This is a genomic window from Variovorax soli NBRC 106424, from assembly GCF_001591385.1.
GTDB classification, from domain to species: domain Bacteria; phylum Pseudomonadota; class Gammaproteobacteria; order Burkholderiales; family Burkholderiaceae_C; genus Variovorax; species Variovorax soli.
Genome location: NZ_BCUU01000027.1, coordinates 1 through 16647 on the forward strand (window position 1 = coordinate 1; position 16647 = coordinate 16647).

Sequence of the window (16647 nt, forward strand, 5' to 3'; positions counted from 1 at the left end):
CCCGCCGCGCCGGCGCTGACGATGTCCAGCGAGGGCGACAGCCGCGCCAGCTGCTGCGCAACATGCCCATGGGCCGACGGCCGCCAGCGGCGCCAGCCCTGCCGCTCGCGCGGGCGACCGAGCACCACGGTCGCGCAGTTCAGCCGCCGAGCCTGCGCGGCGAGCGCCGGCGCAACCTGGTCGCCCGTGAGCACGCTGGTTGATGCGCCCAGTTCCTCAGCCAGCGCCAGCACGGCCAGGATGCGGTCGCGCTCGGCAGCCGGCAGGCGCTGCAGCAGCGGCGTTTCCACATAGGCCGCGTGCCAGTCCACATTGAGCTGCCCGGCCAGGCGCGCGGCGGTGCGCACCGTCTGTGCGGCGGCCTCCGGATGCGGTCCGACGCAGGCCAGGATCGCGCCCGAGGTGTGCCAGGCCGCCATGGGCTCGCCGGCCGCGCCGCCGCTGCGGCTGACGGACTGCTCCACCCGCCAGCCGCGCACGTCGTCTTCCACATGCTCGGCGGTGCGGCGCAGGGCGATCTCGCGCAGCGCGATGAGGTTGCCCTTGCGAAAGAAGTTCTGCGCGGCCTGCTGCGCCTGCTGCGGCAGGTAGACCTTGCCGGCCGCCAGCCGCGCGGTGATCTCGTCGGGCGTGGCATCGACCAGCACGACCTCTTCTGCCTCGTCGAGCACGGCGTCGGGCACGGTCTCGTGCACGCGCACGCCGGTGATGGCGCCGACGGTGCCGTTGAGGCTTTCGAGGTGCTGCACATTCAGCGCCGTCCATACCTCCACGCCCGCGGCGCGCAGCTCCTCGATGTCCTGCCAGCGCTTGGCATGGCGCGAGCCCTCCACATTGGAATGCGCCAGCTCGTCGACCAGGATGACCTCGGGCTTGCGCGCGAGCGCGGCGTCGAGGTCGAACTCGTACAGCATCCGGCCGCGATAGGGCATGGCCCGGCGCGGCAGCTGCTCCAGGCCGGCGACCAGCGCCGCGGTGTCGGCGCGCCCGTGCGTCTCGACCACGCCGATGACCACGTCACGCCCCGCCTGCCGCTCGCGCTGCGCGGCGCTGAGCATGGCCCAGGTCTTGCCGACGCCCGCATTGGCCCCGAAGTAGATGCGCAGCTTGCCCCGCTGCGCGCGCGCTTCCTGCGCGCGCATCCGGGCAAGCAGCTCGTCGGGGTCGGGTCGGGTGATTTCGGGCATCAGGCTGCGAAGGCTAAGGCAGTTTGGCTGTCCAGCGCTCCCACCAATGCGGGGGAAGGGAGATGGTCGCCTCATCGTCTCCACCCACGTTGACTCTCATTTCGTACCAGTTGATCTTGTATGGGGGTTCGCCCCAGAAGCGTCGGTCTGCGATGACTTCGTTGTCGCTGGTGTGGTACAGGCGCATCCAGTTGAAGTCGGTTGATGTTGCGGCGTACTCGATTCGATATTGCCCGTCTGGGGACACAAATGTTCTGAAGGCGTTGTGCTCAATGATCCAACGGCGGTTCGATACGCCGTCCGCATAGAAGAACACTGCACAAAGCACAGCGATTGCCGCTAGCACACCGCCGATGAGCGTGCTGGTCTTCATAGCTGCACTCGGATCGGGGTGTTCAAATTCACCCAGCGAACGTCGGAATTGGCGATGAAGTCGCCGCCTTGCTGGTGCTTGATCTGCCAGTCTCTGAAGGAGCGATTTCGCACGGGTAGTCGATCACTTCTAAGGCAGTTTGGCGGTCCAACGTTCCCACCAATGGGGGGGAAGCGAGATGGTCGACTCGTCGGCCCCACCAACGTTGACGCTGTCCTCGTACCAGTTGATTCGAAATGGAGGGTCATCCCGGAAGCGGCGGTCCGCGATGACCTCGCTGTCGCCGTTGCGGTACAGACGCATCCAGTGGAAATCCGGCGAAGTGACTGCGTGCTCGAGGCGATATCGCCCATCGGGCGAGGTGAATGTCTTGAAGGCGTTGTGCTGAATGATCCAACGGCGATCCAAGACACCGTCCACATAGAAGAACGCGGTCCAAAGTCCGGCTATCACTGCCAGTACACCACCGACGAACGTGCTGGTCTTCATAGCTGCACTCGGATTGGGGTGTTTAGATTCACCCAGCGAACGTTGGAATAGGCAATGAAGTCACCACCTTGCCGATGCTTCATCTGCCAGTCTCTGAACGAGCGATTTCGCACGGGGTAGTAGATCATGTCCTCCAGGAACGTCGCGGGGCGAACGGGCTTCTTGTCGACCACGAGCGGATAGTCTGCGTCCAGGTGCTTGCTCAATATCGAAGCGGACGGACTGATCACCACGGATCTCTTGTTCCAATGTCCGAGATACTGAGACGGCTTGTCGGGGTCGGTGGCGAAGGTGTAGCTGTCCTTGACGTACACCGCAATCCCGGTGATCACCGCAGTGATGCGCGTTGAGCTCCGTTCGATGTGAAATTCGGAAACGGCCGCATAGAGGTTGAAAGCCCCCAGGGCGCCGGTGAGGTCATCCGGGATTCCTTGATTTGTCAGTTCCACCCGAAGCTGTTCGGCAATCTTTTGGTGAAGGGTTCCATCCACCCGAATGCGCTGGAACTGAAACTCCCGATGCAGCTTCTCGATATCGCTGTTGCACAGCAGCCAGGTGATGATGGTTCCTTGACGTTGCCAATAGGGCAGGAGCAACCTTCTCAACTCTGCGTGTGCGTTCCGGGTCCGCAGCACGCTGTGCGTATGGAGTTGAGGCGATGCCTCCAGCTTGCCATTCCAGCGATCCTTGGTGTGGTAGCTCTGCTCCGTCAGGTTCTCGAACGCAATCCGCCCCCGTTTGTGCTTCAGCACCCAGTCCATGGTGACGATGGACTTGTCGATCATGCTCGGCGGATAGGGTTGGCCGTGCTGGTTCAGCCCTTCGAATTCGTCATTTTCAGTTGGCGAGTAGTTCAACTGCCCTTGGAACCACCTCTCCATCATCGCCGCCGACACGGGCATGCCCAGCTTGCGCATCGTGGCCGGAATGTCCTGGATATCAAATGGCTTCACCTTCGCGGCCGGCTGCGGCGCAGGAGCGGGTGAGGTTGTCGCCGTCGCTGTCGTCGTTGCTGCCTTTGGCGGCGCGGGCCGTTTCAGCCAGGCGTGAAAGGCGGCGACCCCATCCATCACGGCCAGGATGTCCTTCTTGGTCTGCGCATCCCTGGCCGCTTGCTTCTGCTCCCGGGTCAACCGTGCCGCCACAGGCGCGGGTGCGGAAGGGGGCGGCGGGGGAAAGGCGGGTGTCGGCGGCGGCTTGGCCATGGACAGGCCGAGGCCCTCGATTTCGCACCGGCAACCGTGGTTCGCCTCCCAGATGGGAAGCAGGCCCGTGCCTGCCCGCCATGTCCTGGCGGCATGTTCCTGGCTCATTTGATTCACTCCCTGTTTTGTCTCGCGATTTCATCACAGGGCGTTGCGCCTACCGGTTGGGCCTCCGATGAAAGTGCTCTTGGACATCCGATACAGGTCGAGTCCCAAGTCGAATCCACGCCTAAAGCAACGGCGGTCCGTTCAGCGCCATGTTGAGTTCCAGCACGTTCACGCGCGCCTCGCCCAGGAAGCCGAGCCAGGGTTGCTCGGTGTGCGCGGCGATGAGCGCCTCCAAGGCCTCGGGCGGCATGTTGCGCGCCTTGGCCACGCGCGCAACCTGGTAGCGCGCTGCGGCCGGCGAGATGTGCGGATCGAGGCCGCTGCCCGAGGCGGTGACCAGGTCGATGGGCACCGGCACCTGCTGCTGCGGGTTTGCCTCGCGCAGCGCCTTCACGCGCTCGGCCACGGCATCGCGCAGCGCGGGATTCAATGGGCCCAGGTTGGAGCCGCCCGAGGCCAGTCCGTTGTAGGGCTTGTCGCCCGTGGCCGAAGGCCGGCCCCAGAAGTTCTTCGGATCGGCGTACAGCTGCCCGATCAGCTCGGAGCCGACCGGCTTGCCATCGGCCCCCACGACCAGGCTGCCGTTGGCCTGGCGCGGAAACACGGCCTGCGCCAGCCCGGTGACGGCCAGCGGATACGCGAGGCCGATAACGATGCTCAATGCGATGAACAGCACGAGCGCGGGACGAAGGATGTTCTTCATGGTCGTTGTTCCTTTCAGGCCAGGCCCGCTGCCGTCAGCAGCATGTCGATGATCTTGATGCCCACGAAGGGCACCAGCAGTCCGCCCAGGCCGTAGATGGCCAGGTTGCGCCGCAGCAGCGCGGCCGCACCCACCGGCCGGTAGCGCACGCCCTTGAGCGCCAGTGGAATGAGCGCCACGATGATCAGCGCGTTGAAGATCACCGCCGACAAGATGGCCGACGACGGGCTGGCCAGCCGCATCACGTTCAGCGCCGACAGCTGCGGATAGGTCGACACGAAGATCGCCGGGATGATGGCGAAGTACTTCGCCACGTCGTTGGCGATGGAGAAGGTGGTGAGCGAGCCGCGCGTCATGAGCAGTGCCTTGCCCGTTTCCACCACTTCCAGCAGCTTGGTGGGGTTGGAATCCAGGTCGACCATGTTGCCGGCCTCCTTGGCGGCCTGCGTGCCGCTGCCCATGGCCACCGCCACGTCGGCCTGGGCCAGCGCGGGCGCGTCGTTGGTGCCGTCGCCGGTCATGGCCACCAGGCGGCCCTGCGACTGGTACTTGCGGATGAGCGCCAGCTTGTCCTCGGGCGTGGCCTCGGCCAGGAAGTCGTCCACGCCGGCCTCGGCCGCAATGGCGGCGGCCGTGAGCTGGTTGTCGCCGGTGATCATCACCGTGCGGATGCCCATGCGGCGCAGCTGCACGAAGCGCTCGCCGATGCCGGCCTTGACGATGTCCTTGAGCTCCACCAGCCCCAGCACCCGCGCCCCCTGGGCCACGGCCAGCGGCGTGCTGCCGCGGCGGGCGATGTCCTCGGCGCTGCGCAGCACCTCGGCCGGCATCGTGCCGTGCAGCGCCTCCACATGGCGGCGCACCGCATCCACCGCGCCCTTGCGCAGCGGCACCGGGCCGGCTTCATGCGTGTCCGGCCCGGCGGGCAGGTCGGCGCCGCTCATGCGCGTCTGCGCAGTGAAGGCCACGAAGTGCGCGCCTTCCACCGGCGCGGTGTCGATGCCTTCCTGCCGCGCCAGCTCCACGATGCTGCGGCCCTCGGGCGTTTCGTCGGCCAGCGACGCCAGCAGGGCGGCGCGCGCCAGCCGCGCACGCGACACGCCCGGCGCGGTGAACCAGGCGCTGGCCTGGCGGTTGCCGTGGGTGATGGTGCCGGTCTTGTCCAGCAGCAGCACGTCGATGTCGCCGGCCGCCTCCACCGCGCGGCCGGAGGTGGCGATGACGTTGGCCTGCATCATGCGGCTCATGCCCGCCACGCCCACGGCCGACAGCAGGCCGCCGATGGTGGTGGGGATGAGGCACACCAGCAGCGCCACCAGCGCGGTGAGCGACACCACCGTGCCCGCGCCCGCCGCCTCCACGCTGAAGATGGAAAACGGCAGCAGCGTGACGGTGACCACCAGGAACACGATGGTGAGCGCCACCAGCAGGATGGTCAGCGCCACCTCGTTGAGCGTCTTCTGGCGCTTGGCGCCTTCCACCATGCCGATCATGCGGTCGAGGAAGGACTCGCCCGGGTTCACCGCGATGCGCACCACCAGCCAGTCGGACAGCACACGGGTGCCGCCGGTCACGGCCGAGAAGTCGCCGCCGGATTCGCGCACCACCGGCGCCGATTCGCCGGTGATGGCGCTTTCATCCACCGAGGCCACGCCTTCGATCACCTCGCCGTCCAGCGGGACGAAGTCGCCGGCTTCCACCAGCACCACATCGCCCTTGCGCAGTTCCATCGCCCTTGCGGGCGAGAATGCGGCGCCATGCCTGGGCTGCTCCAGCTTCTTGGCCCAGGTGTCCTTGCGCATGCCGCGCAGCGTGGCGGCCTGCGCCTTGCTGCGGCCCTCGGCCAGGGCTTCGGCGAAGTTGGCGAAGAGCACGGTGAACCACAGCCACAGCGCCACTGCGCCGATGAAGCTTCCGGGCATGGCGGTGTCGCCCGGATAGCGCAGCGAATGCGCCCACAGCACGGTGGTCATGATCGAGCCGACGTACACCACGAACATCACCGGGTTGCGCCACTGGACGCGCGGGCTCAGCTTGGCGATGGCGGCGCGCAGCGCGGGCAGCAGCAGCGCGGTGTCGAACAGCGAGAGGTTCTTGTTCTTGTTGCGGGATGACATGGCTTACTTCCAGAGCATCAGGTGTTCGACGACGGGGCCCAGGGCCAGCGCCGGGACGTAGTTGAGCAAGCCCACCAGCAGCACGGTGCCGATCAGCAGGACGGCGAACAGCGGCCCGTGCGTGGGCATGGTTCCGCCGCTTTCCGGCAGCCGCTTCCTGGCCGCCAGCGCACCGGCCACGGCCAGCACCGGCAGGATCACCCCGAAGCGGCCGAACCACATGGCGATGGCCAGCAGCGCGTTGTAGAAGGGCGTGTTGGCCGCGAGGCCCGCGAAGGCGCTGCCGTTGTTGTTGCCGGCCGAGGTCAGCGCGTAGAGGATCTCGGAAAAACCGTGCGCCCCGGGGTTGGCGATGCCCGCCTTGCCCTGCACCGCGATCACCGCCACCGCCGTGCCCAGCAGCACCAGCACCGGCGTGACCAGGATGGCGATGGACATGAGCTTCATCTCGCGCACCTCGATCTTCTTGCCCAGGTACTCGGGCGTGCGGCCGATCATCAGGCCGGCGATGAACACCGCCAGGATGGCGAAGATGAGCATGCCGTACAGGCCCGTGCCCACGCCGCCAAACACCACCTCGCCCAGCTGCATGAGCACCATCGGCACCATGCCGCCCAGCGGCGTGAACGAGTCGTGCATGGCGTTGACCGCGCCGCACGACGCGGCGGTGGTGACGGCCGCGAACAGCGCGGAGGCATCGATGCCGAAGCGCACCTCCTTGCCTTCCATGCTGGCCGCCGACGGGTCCACCCCCAGCGAGGCCAGGGCCGGGTTGCCGGCGTACTCGGCCGGAATCCCGGCGACCACCGCCAGCACGAACATCAACGTCATGGCCGCCAGGATCGCCCAGCCCTGGCGCGCATCGCCCACGATGCGGCCGAAGGCGAAGCACAGCGCGGCCGGGATGGCGAAGATGGCCAGCATCTGCACCAGGTTGGCCAGCGCCGTCGGGTTCTCGAACGGATGCGCCGAGTTGGCATTGAAGAAGCCGCCGCCGTTGGTGCCCAGCAGCTTGATCGCCTCCTGCGAGGCCACCGGCCCCATGCCGATGGACTGGCGCGCGCCTTCGAGCGTGCCCAGTTCCAGGTTGGGCGAGAAGTTCTGGATCACGCCCTGGCTCACGAAGAAGATCGCCACCACGAAAGAGAGCGGCAGCAGCAGCCACAGCGTGATGCGGGTCACGTCGACCCAGAAGTTGCCGACGTGGCCGCCCTCCTCACCTTCTTCCGCCCCGCGCGATGCGAAGCCGCGCGCCAGCGCGAAAGCTACCGCGATGCCAGTGGCCGCCGACAGGAAGTTCTGCCCCGCCAGGCCCAGCATCTGGGTGAGATGGCTCATGGTCGCCTCGCCCGCGTAGCCTTGCCAGTTGGTGTTGGTGACGAAGCTCACGGCCGTGTTGAAGGCCGAGTCGGGGGAGACGGCCCCCTGCCCCGCTGCGTTGAACGGCAGCCAACCCTGCAGGCGCTGCAGCGCAAAGACGAAGAAGACGCCGACCGCATTGAAGGCCACCAGCGCCAGTGCGTAGCTGCGCCAGTGCATCGACTCATGCGCGCGCACGCCTGCCAGGCGCAGCAGGGGCGATTCGACGCGCCGCATCCAGGACGCGACGCGCCCTTCGCACAGCGCCGCCAGCGCCTTGCCCAGCGGCCAGGCCAGCAGGCCCAGCACGACAAGGAAGACCGAGAGCAAGGTCCAGGCCGAAGAGGTCATGTCAGAACTCCTCGGCGCAGATCAGCGCGAATACCAGGTAGGCCAGCAGCAGCACCGCGATCAACCCGCCCAGCCCGTACAGGACCTCCATGCCGATCATGAGCGGCCTCCCTTCTTCTGGCCCACCAGCCGCAGCAGGCCGTCGACGCCCACGATCAACGCCACCCAGAACACGGCCAGGGCGGCAATCCACACGATGTCCATTTCAAAAGCTCCTCGATGCAAAGCTGAGATGCATGCCCGGGAGTGTTCGGCTTCGTGCGTAAAAACAGGGCAGATACCCAAGGCGCGGCCATAAAGAAAGCGTAAAAATCAGGGCTCCGGAAGGAGTCCCCCCGATGAGATGGAAATGGCTGCGCGGCCTGTTGCTGGCCGCTGCATTGCTTGTTGTGCTGCTGGCCGGCGGCCTGTGGCTGCTGCTGCAGAGCGTCGACCGCGGCGCGGTCATGGCGCGCGCGGTGCAGGAAGTGAAGTCCGCCACCGGGCGCGACTTCGCCATCGAGGGGCCGGTCCATCTGTCGCTCTACCCCAGCCTGGCGCTGGTGGCCGAAGGGGTGCGGCTGGGCAATGCGCCCTGGGGCTCGCGGCCGGACATGGCACGCATCGCGCAGCTGCGCTTCGACATCGCCCTGGCGCCGCTGCTGGAACGCCGCGTGGAAATCGGCAGCATCGAGATCAGCGGCGCCGACCTGCTGCTGGAAACCAATGAAGACGGCCAGGGCAACTGGAACTTCAAGCGAACTGGGCCCGCCGAAGAAGAAGCGCCGGCCGCGCCCCGCAAGACCAGCCCCATCCGCGTGACGCTGGCCCAGCTCGCCGCGCAGGACGCCAAGCTCAACTGGCGCAGCGGCCGCAGCGGCCATACCGAGACGCTGGACGTCGAGTCGCTCCTGCTGCAGCGCCACCCCGACCCCGCCCGTGCGCCCGGCGCCTGGCACATCGCCGTGGACGGCGCCTGGCACGCGCAGAAGATCCATGCCGAGGGCGGCGTGGGCGTGCAGCGCGACGAGCGCACCGGCGCCCGCTCGATCCCGCTGGACCTGGACCTGCGCACCGAAGGCGCCACCGCCAGTGTCGACGGCCAGCTGGGCCTGGGCGAAGCCGCCGGACAGGCGCAGCTGAAGGTGGAGGCAGAGATCCAGAGCGCCCGGGCACTGTCCGACATGCTGCGGGTGAAGCTGCCGCTGCCGGTGCCCGCCAGGCTCAGCGGCGACCTGGCCTGGCGCCCGCGCCAGATGCAGATCGACAACTTCGAGATCGAGAGCCAGGGTCAGACGGTGGCCGGCGGCATCGTGTGGGACCGGGCCGCCGTGCCGCCCGCGCTGCAGCTGGCGCTGCATTCCGACAGCCTCGACCTGGCACGCCTCTATCCGGCCCATCGCGCCGGCCCGAGCGCGCCGGATGTGAAGGGCGACGCCAGGGTGTTTCCCGACACGCCCTTTCCGCCCGTGAAACTGCCCGGCCTGGCAATCCGGGCCGACCTGCGCGCCGAGCGCCTGGTGCTGCCCAATGGCCTGGAGCTGGGCGCGGTGCAACTGCGCGGCAGCAGCAATGCCGAGCGCATCGACGTCGCCCAGCTGGACTTCGGCCTGGCGCGCGGGCACTTCAACCTGGCAGGCGGCTGGCAGCAGGGTGTGGGCAGCGCGGCACCGCGCGTCACGGCCCAGGTCAAGGCGCGCGGCGTGGCCCTGGACGCGCTGCTGGCCCTGATGCGGCGCGAAGCCGTCATTTCGGGCGGCCGCACAGAGGTCGACGCGCGGCTGTCCGCCAGCGGCCACTCGCCGCGCCGGCTGGCTTCCTCGCTCGACGGCGAAGTGCGCATTCGCGTCGGTGAAGCGTCGTCGGCCGGGCGGCGCAGCAGCAGCAGCGTGCCGGGCGAGCTGGTCTCCGCCCTGCTGCATGCCCTGACGCCGCTGCGCAGCGAGGGCGACAGCTTCAAGCTGCGGTGCGCCGCCGCGCGCCTGCCGATCAAGGCCGGCCGCATCGACATCGACCGCTCCATCGCCATCGAGGGCGAACGGGTCGACGTGGTCATGTCCGGCCTGATCGACCTGGCCGGCGAACGCGTGGACCTGGGCATGCGGCCCACGGTCAAGAAGGGAACGGGCCTGGACCCGAGCGCCTTCGCCGGCGTGGTGAAGGTCGCCGGCCCGCTCGCCGCGCCGCAGGTGCAGGTGAACGTGGCCGGCACCGCGCGCGAGGCGGTCACCATCGGCGCGGCCGTGGCCACCAGCGGCGCCACGATCATCGGCGAGCGGCTGCTGGGCCGGGTGAACGACGCCCATCCCTGCGACTCGGCCTACAACGGCAGCGCCAGGACCACCGCGGCGACGCAGCCGTCTTCGCGCAAGAGCGAGGGATTGGGCGGTCGGCTGCGGGGACTGTTCGAGCGCTGAGCGGCGGCCGCTGCCGCGCCGCGCTTTACACGCCGTTTACAATCCGCGCCGCCGCCCAGCGCGGCCGTCTTTTTCGAGGTGTTCCAGCGGCTTGCCCGCCCGGAGCGCCCGTCCAGCCCACCCAGATCTTCATTTCCAGGCAGGGCATGCCGCAAGGCCGCGTCGTTTTCCGGCGCAGCAGCAGCGGCATGCGCGGCCTCGCTTGTGCGTGGATTCACCTTTTTCATCCACCGCCGCAAACGCAATGCACAACATGAAGATCTGCACACGCCAGGCTCGCACCCGCCTTCGCCTTTCCATCCTGGCCAGCGCCGTGCTGGCCGCCCTGCCCCTGGCCGCCGGCGCGCAGGCTGGCGGCGGCACCAGCCTGCGCGAGGTGACCGTGAGCGCCGACGAAGACCCGGGCTACGCGCCCGCCACCGCGCGCAGCGCCACCAAGACCAGCGCGCCGCTGCGCGACGTACCGCAGAGCGTGAACGTGGTCACCGAGAAGCTCATCGAGGACCAGAACGCCACCAGCATGGAAGCGGCGCTGCGCAACGTGCCGGGCGTGAGCTTCAACCACGGCGACGGCCAGCGCGACCAGGTGCTGATCCGCGGCTTCAGCGCCATCTCGGACTGGTTCGTGGACGGCGTGCGCGACGACGCGCTGTACTTCCGCGACCTCTCGGACACCGAGCGCGTGGAGGTGCTCAAGGGCCCGGCTGCCGTGCTGTATGGGCGCGGCTCGTCGGGCGGCATCATCAACCGCGTGACCAAGAAGCCGATCTTCGGCAGCCCCTTCGGCGGCGAGGTGTCGCTGGGCGTGGGCAACGACGGCTACAGGCGCGCCACGGCCGACCTGAACACCGCCATCGGCGAATCGATGGCCTTCCGCCTGAACGTGGCGGGCGAGGATTCGGACAGCTACCGCGACCAGCAGTTCACCCAGCGCTACAACGTCGCGCCCTCGCTGGCCATCAAGTTCAGCCCGCAGACCGACCTGCTGCTGCAATACACCAACCTGCGCGACGAGCGCCTGACCGACTTCGGCGTGCCGGCCCTGAACGGCCGGCCGGTGAACGTGCCGCGCAGCACCTACTACGGCTCGGCCCATGCCAGGCGCGACGACACGGTCACCAGCAAGGTGCAGAGCTTCACCGCCACGCTCAACCACCGCTTCAGCGACAGCCTGAACCTGCGCAACACCACGCGCTGGTCCGACTACCAGCTGGACCGCAACAACACCCTGCCCAGCGGCACCACCGACCCGGTGGCGCTGACGGTGGGCCGCACGCGCGGCTTCGTCGACCGCGACGAGAGCGGCTGGTTCAACCAGACCGACGTCACCTGGCGCAACGAGCTGGGCGGCTTCGCGCAGGAATGGCTCATGGGCGCCGAGCTGGGCGTGCAGCGCAAGCGCGCCTACACCGTGTCGTCCGCCGTGGGCTACCAGCGCGTGAACATCTTCAATCCGGTGCAGGACCCGCTGCCCATTCCCGCCTCGGCCTTCACCGCCGACAGCGCGATTCCGAGCAACAGCAAGTTCCAGACGGCCGCCCTGTACTTCCAGGACCAGATCACGCTGGCCAAGGAATGGAAGGCGCTGGTGGGCCTGCGCTATGACGACTACCAGCAGGAGACCAGCTTCGATCGCAAGCTCAGCACGCTGGAGCGCACCGACCGCAAGTTCAGCCCGCGTGCCGGCGTGGTGTGGCAGCCCACGCCCACGCAGTCCTACTACGTCTCGTACAGCCGCTCATTCCAGCCCTCGGGCGAGAACTTCGCGCTGTCCACCAGCACGGTGGACGCCGACCCCGAGATCACGGTCAACCAGGAAATCGGCGCCAAGTTCGACCTGCTGGACGGCCAGCTCAACTTCACCACCGCGCTGTTCAACCTCGAGCGCTCGGGCATGAAGAACACCGACCCGAACAACCCGCGCCGCCAGATCAACGTGGGCACCCAGCGCACCAACGGCCTGGAGCTGGCGCTGAACGGCCGCCTGCCCGGCCGCTGGGACGTGAGCGCCGGCTATGCCTTCCTGGATGCGGAGATGACCAAGTCGCTGGCCACGGTGAGCCAGCAGCAGCTGCCCGTCGGCGCGCCCATTCCGGTGCAGGGGCAGACGGCCGCGCTGACGCCGCGCAACTCGGCCTTCCTCTGGGCCATGAAGGACCTGGGCCACGGCTTTTCCGCCGGCGGCGGCCTGAACTACGTGGGCGAGCGCTACGCCTCGCTCACCAACCGGGTGGTGCTGCCCTCGTACCTGACGGCCGACCTGGCCGCCGGCTACAAGGCCGAGCGCTACGAGATCCAGCTGAACCTGAAGAACATCGCGGACAGGAACTACTACATCTCGGGCCATGGCTCGATGGACAACCTGATCCTGCCGGGCCCGGGGCGCGAAGTGCAGCTCACACTGCGCGCGAAGTTCTGACACGGGGGCCGGTCCCCGCCAACGCGGCGGATCGGCTGACAGAAATGGGCCGCGCGCCGCGCTATCCTGCCGGGTTGTCTTCTCTGTCCAAGAATTCCTGCCCACAAGCCATGCAAGCAGCGCCCTCCGCCACCGCCCTTCCTGAAAGCCAGCCCATCGAGGGCTGCGACGTCTTCGTCATCGGCGGCGGGCCCGCCGGCTCCACCATTGCCGCGCTGCTGGCCCAGCAGGGCCGCGACGTGGTGCTGGTGGACAAGGAGCACCACCCGCGCTTTCACATCGGCGAGTCGCTGCTGCCGGCCAACGTGGAGCTGTTCCGCAAGCTGGGGGTGTACGAGCAGGTCGACGCCATCGGCATGAAGAAGTGGGGCATCGAGTTCGTCTCCATCGAGCACGAGTACCAGAGCTACGTGGAGTTTGCCGACGCCTGGGACAAGAGCATGCCCTCGGCCTGGCAGGTGCGCCGCTCCGAGCTGGACGAAGTGCTGTTCCGCAATGCCGCCACGCGCGGTGCGCGCACGCTGGAAGGCTGCAAGGTGCAGGACGTGCAGTTCGACGACAACGGCGCCATCGTGCAGGCCCAGCTGGACGACGGCAGCCGCCGCACCTGGCATGCCCGCTTCGTGGTGGACGCCAGCGGGCGCGACACCTTCCTGGCCAACAAGTTCAAGAGCAAGAACAAGAACCCGGACCACAACAGCACCGCGCTCTTCGGCCACTTCCGCAACGTGCGGCGGCTGGAAGGCAAGCGCGAGGGCAACATCAGCATCTGCTGGTTTCCGCACGGCTGGTTCTGGTTCATTCCGCTGGCCGACGGCACCACCAGCGTGGGCGCGGTGTGCTGGCCCTACTACCTGAAGGCGCGCGGCGACAAGCCGCTCAAGGACTACTTCTTCGACACCCTGGCCCTGTGTCCCGAGCTGTTCGACCGCCTGAAGCATGCCGAGCTGATCGACGACCGCATCCATGCCACCGGCAACTTCTCGTACAACGGCACCCATGCCACGGGCGACCGCTACCTGATGCTGGGCGATGCCTTCGCCTTCGTCGACCCGATGTTCTCCTCGGGCGTGTACCTGGCCATGCACAGCGCCTTCGACGGCGCCGAGCTGGTGGCCACCGCGCTGGATGCGCCGCAGGCCCTGGCACGCGTGCGCGCCGACTTCGAGGGCATGATGCGCGACGGCCCGCGCGAGTACTCCTGGTTCATCTACCGATCGACCAACCCCACCATCCGCGACATGTTCATGCACCCGAACAACTTCCTGCGGGTGAAGGAGGCGCTGATGTCGCTGCTGGCCGGCGACATCTTCGGCAAGACGCCCATGTGGTGGGGGCTGCGCCGCTTCAAGATCCTGTATTACGTGATCGCCATCACCCACCCCCTGCGCACCTGGCGCGGCTGGAAGCGCCACCGCTTCAACGTGCGCGACATGGGCAAGCTGCAGGGCGAGACGATCCAGACGTAGCGGAATCGGCGCCCCGGGCGCTGCACGGGCAAGCGCTATGCTGCGAGGTTTGTTAAAAAACATTACCCAACCTCGCCATGCCGGACGCATCCACCGCCACTGCCTCCACAGAAACGCAGCCGATGACCGAAGGCTGCGACGTCTTCGTCATCGGCGGCGGGCCGGCCGGCGCCACCATTGCCACGCTGCTGGCGCAGCAAGGCCGCGACGTGGTGCTGGTGGACAAGGAGCATCACCCGCGCTTTCACATCGGCGAGTCGCTGCTGCCGGCCAATGTGGATCTGTTCCGCAAGCTGGGCGTGCTCGACCAGATCAACGCCATCGGCATGGAGAAGTGGGGCATCGAGTTCGTCTCGCTCGAGCATGAGCATCGCAGCTATGTGGAGTTCGGCGACGCCTGGGACAAGAGCATGCCGATGGCCTGGCAGGTGCGCCGCTCCGAAATGGACGAGGTGCTGTTCCGCAATGCCGCCGCGCGCGGCGCGCGCACCGTCGAAGGCTGCAAGGTGCGAGACGTCCAGTTCGATGGCGACGGCGCCACCATCCAGGCCCGCATGGAAGACGGCGCCAGCCGCAGCTGGCGCGCCCGCTTCGTGGTGGACGCCAGCGGCCGCGACACCGTGCTGGCCAACAAGTTCAAGAGCAAGAAGAAGAACCCCAAGCACAACAGCACCGCCGTGTTCGCGCACTTTCGCAACGCGCGCCGCCTGGAGGGCAAGCTGGAGGGCAACGTCAGCATCTGCTGGTTTCCGCACGGCTGGATCTGGTTCATTCCGCTGGCCGACGGCACCACCAGCGTGGGCGCGGTGTGCTGGCCCTACTACCTCAAGTCGCGCGACAAGCCGATGAAGGAGTTCTTCTTCGACACCCTGGCCATGGCCCCCGAGCTGGCCGACCGCCTGAAGAACGCCGAGCTGGTGGACGACGCGGTGCATGCCACCGGCAACTTCGCCTACGACGGCACGCATGCCACGGGCGAACGCTACCTGATGCTGGGCGACGCCTTTTCCTTCGTCGACCCGATGTTCTCCACCGGCGTGCTGCTGGCCATGCACAACGCCTTCGACGGCGCCGAGCTGATCGCCACCGCGCTGGAACGCCCCGCCCAGTACCCCAAGGCGCGGCGCGCCTACGAGGCCATGGTGCGGCGCGCACCGCGCGAATACACCTGGTTCATCTACCGCGCCACCAACCCGACCATCCGCGACATGTTCATGAACCAGAACAACATCATGCGGATCAAGGAAGCGGTGCTGTCGCTGCTGGCCGGCGACATCTACGGCAACACGCCCTTCTGGTGGGGCCTGCGCCGCTTCAAGCTGGTGTACTACCTCATCTCCTGGTTCAACCCGCGGCGCACCTGGCGCGGCTGGCGCCGGCACCATGTCGCGATCCGCGACATGGGCCGGTTGCAGGGCGAGACGATCCAGACCGAGGGTTAGTAGGCGCCCCGCGTTCACTCGCCCTTGAAGCCGGACGCCTTGATGACGGGCGTCCAGCGCGCCGCCAGATCGCTGGCGTATTTCGCCACCTCCTGCGCGCTGGCGCCGGCCACCAGGTCGTAGCCGGCGCGGGCCAGCTTCTCGCGCACATCGGGCATGGCCAGCGCCTGGCGCGTGGCCTGCGCCCACTGGGCCTGCGATTCCGCCGAAGTGTTGGCGCGCACGTAGAGCAGGTAGCGCGACGAGGCCACTAGGCTGGGAAAGCCCTGCTCGGCGAAAGTGGGCACGTCGGGCAGCGCATCGGCCCGCTTCTCGCCCGCCACCGCGATCACGCGCAGCTTGCCGGCGCGGTGGTGCTCGACGAAGGAGGTGGTCGCATCCATGCCGGCGGCGATCTGGTTGCCCAGCAGTTCAGTCACGATCGCCGCGCCGCCGCGGTACGGCGCAATGGTGCTGTCGATGCGCGCCTGCGCGACGAACTCGGCCGCCAGGAAGTGCAGCAGCGTGCCCAGGCTGCTGATGGCAATCGGATAGTCCTTCGCGCTGGCCTTGGCCGCCTTGACGAGGTCGGCCACGTTCCTGATCGGCGACGAGGCGTTGACCACCAGCCCGAACTGCACGCCCGCCACATCGGTGAGCGCCTTGAAGTCGGCCTGCGGGTCGTAGCGCAGGTTGCTGTAGATGAGCGGCGCGATGAACATCGGGTCCACCGGCGTCAAGAGCGCCACCGTGCCGTCCGCGGGCGAATTCTTCAGCACCTCGGTGGCCAGGCGCGTGCCGGCGCCGGGGCGGTTGTCCACGAGCAGCGTGCGCCCGCCCATGGCGTCCTTCATCTTCTCGGCCAGCAGTCGGCCCATGTAGTCGGCCGGGCCGCCCGGCGGGAACGGCACGAGGATGCGGCTGACGTTCTGCTGCGCCATCGCGGCCTGCGGCAATGCGACGGCGCCGGCAGCGGCGGCCACGAAGGTGCGGCGCGACAGCCGCGGTGCGCTGGAATCTCGTTCATGCATGGTGGAGTCCCTCTCTCTT

General features: G+C 67.9%; 14 protein-coding genes. 4 read left to right on the forward strand and 10 right to left on the reverse strand.

The window, feature by feature from the left end:
• The 9 genes from VSO01S_RS10400 to kdpF all read right to left on the reverse strand — a co-directional run.
• On the reverse strand, window positions 1–1187 hold a 1187-nt coding region (locus VSO01S_RS10400; RefSeq protein WP_506016899.1), incomplete at its 3' end, for a KdpD family sensor histidine kinase.
• 13 nt (window positions 1188–1200) lie between these two features.
• The gene (locus tag VSO01S_RS10405) at window positions 1201–1560 is read right to left on the reverse strand and encodes a hypothetical protein (protein ID WP_068642037.1); all 360 of its coding nucleotides are present in this window, start codon (window positions 1558–1560) and stop codon (window positions 1201–1203) included.
• Window positions 1557–1808: a DUF6402 family protein gene (locus VSO01S_RS28155; RefSeq protein ID WP_084241802.1), complete on the reverse strand. Its 252-nt coding sequence runs from the start codon at window positions 1806–1808 to the stop codon at window positions 1557–1559. Before VSO01S_RS28155 ends, VSO01S_RS10405 begins: the two co-directional genes overlap by 4 nt.
• Entirely contained in the window at window positions 1690–2049 is a 360-nt protein-coding gene (locus VSO01S_RS27100; protein WP_068642039.1) for a hypothetical protein, read from the reverse strand. The genes VSO01S_RS28155 and VSO01S_RS27100 overlap by 119 nt, the downstream gene beginning before the upstream one ends.
• Window positions 2046–3362, reverse strand: coding sequence for a DUF6402 family protein (locus VSO01S_RS10415; RefSeq protein ID WP_068642041.1), 1317 nt, complete (start codon window positions 3360–3362; stop codon window positions 2046–2048). The genes VSO01S_RS27100 and VSO01S_RS10415 overlap by 4 nt, the downstream gene beginning before the upstream one ends.
• 121 nt (window positions 3363–3483) lie before the next feature.
• On the reverse strand, window positions 3484–4065 hold the full coding sequence (gene kdpC, locus VSO01S_RS10420; protein ID WP_068642043.1) for a potassium-transporting ATPase subunit KdpC: 582 nt from the start codon (window positions 4063–4065) through the stop codon (window positions 3484–3486).
• A gap of 14 nt (window positions 4066–4079) precedes the next feature.
• Window positions 4080–6182 carry a potassium-transporting ATPase subunit KdpB gene (gene kdpB / locus VSO01S_RS10425; RefSeq protein WP_068642044.1) on the reverse strand — a complete coding sequence of 701 codons (2103 nt, stop codon included), beginning with the start codon at window positions 6180–6182 and terminating at the stop codon, window positions 4080–4082.
• A 3-nt stretch (window positions 6183–6185) separates the two neighbouring features.
• On the reverse strand, window positions 6186–7892 hold the full coding sequence (gene kdpA, locus VSO01S_RS10430; RefSeq protein ID WP_068642047.1) for a potassium-transporting ATPase subunit KdpA: 1707 nt from the start codon (window positions 7890–7892) through the stop codon (window positions 6186–6188).
• Between the two features lies 1 nt (window position 7893).
• A complete protein-coding gene (gene kdpF, locus VSO01S_RS10435; RefSeq protein ID WP_068642048.1) occupies window positions 7894–7992 on the reverse strand; it encodes a K(+)-transporting ATPase subunit F in 99 nt (32 codons plus the stop codon).
• A 238-nt stretch (window positions 7993–8230) separates the two neighbouring features.
• Here kdpF and VSO01S_RS10440 point away from each other — a divergent pair, with 238 nt between their 5' ends.
• From VSO01S_RS10440 to VSO01S_RS10455, 4 genes are all read left to right on the forward strand, one after another.
• Window positions 8231–10288 carry an AsmA family protein gene (locus VSO01S_RS10440; RefSeq protein WP_068642050.1) on the forward strand — a complete coding sequence of 686 codons (2058 nt, stop codon included), beginning with the start codon at window positions 8231–8233 and terminating at the stop codon, window positions 10286–10288.
• Between the two features lie 253 nt (window positions 10289–10541).
• Window positions 10542–12707 carry a TonB-dependent receptor gene (locus VSO01S_RS10445; protein ID WP_068642115.1) on the forward strand — a complete coding sequence of 722 codons (2166 nt, stop codon included), beginning with the start codon at window positions 10542–10544 and terminating at the stop codon, window positions 12705–12707.
• 110 nt (window positions 12708–12817) lie between these two features.
• Window positions 12818–14176, forward strand: coding sequence for an NAD(P)/FAD-dependent oxidoreductase (locus tag VSO01S_RS10450; RefSeq protein ID WP_068642052.1), 1359 nt, complete (start codon window positions 12818–12820; stop codon window positions 14174–14176).
• A 77-nt stretch (window positions 14177–14253) separates the two neighbouring features.
• Window positions 14254–15618, forward strand: coding sequence for an NAD(P)/FAD-dependent oxidoreductase (locus tag VSO01S_RS10455; protein ID WP_068642054.1), 1365 nt, complete (start codon window positions 14254–14256; stop codon window positions 15616–15618).
• Between the two features lie 14 nt (window positions 15619–15632).
• Here the strand turns inward: VSO01S_RS10455 and VSO01S_RS10460 are convergent, their stop codons facing one another.
• Complete coding sequence (locus tag VSO01S_RS10460) at window positions 15633–16628, reverse strand: tripartite tricarboxylate transporter substrate-binding protein (RefSeq protein WP_068642056.1); 996 nt, start codon at window positions 16626–16628, stop codon at window positions 15633–15635.
• Window positions 16629–16647: the final 19 nt, after the last annotated feature.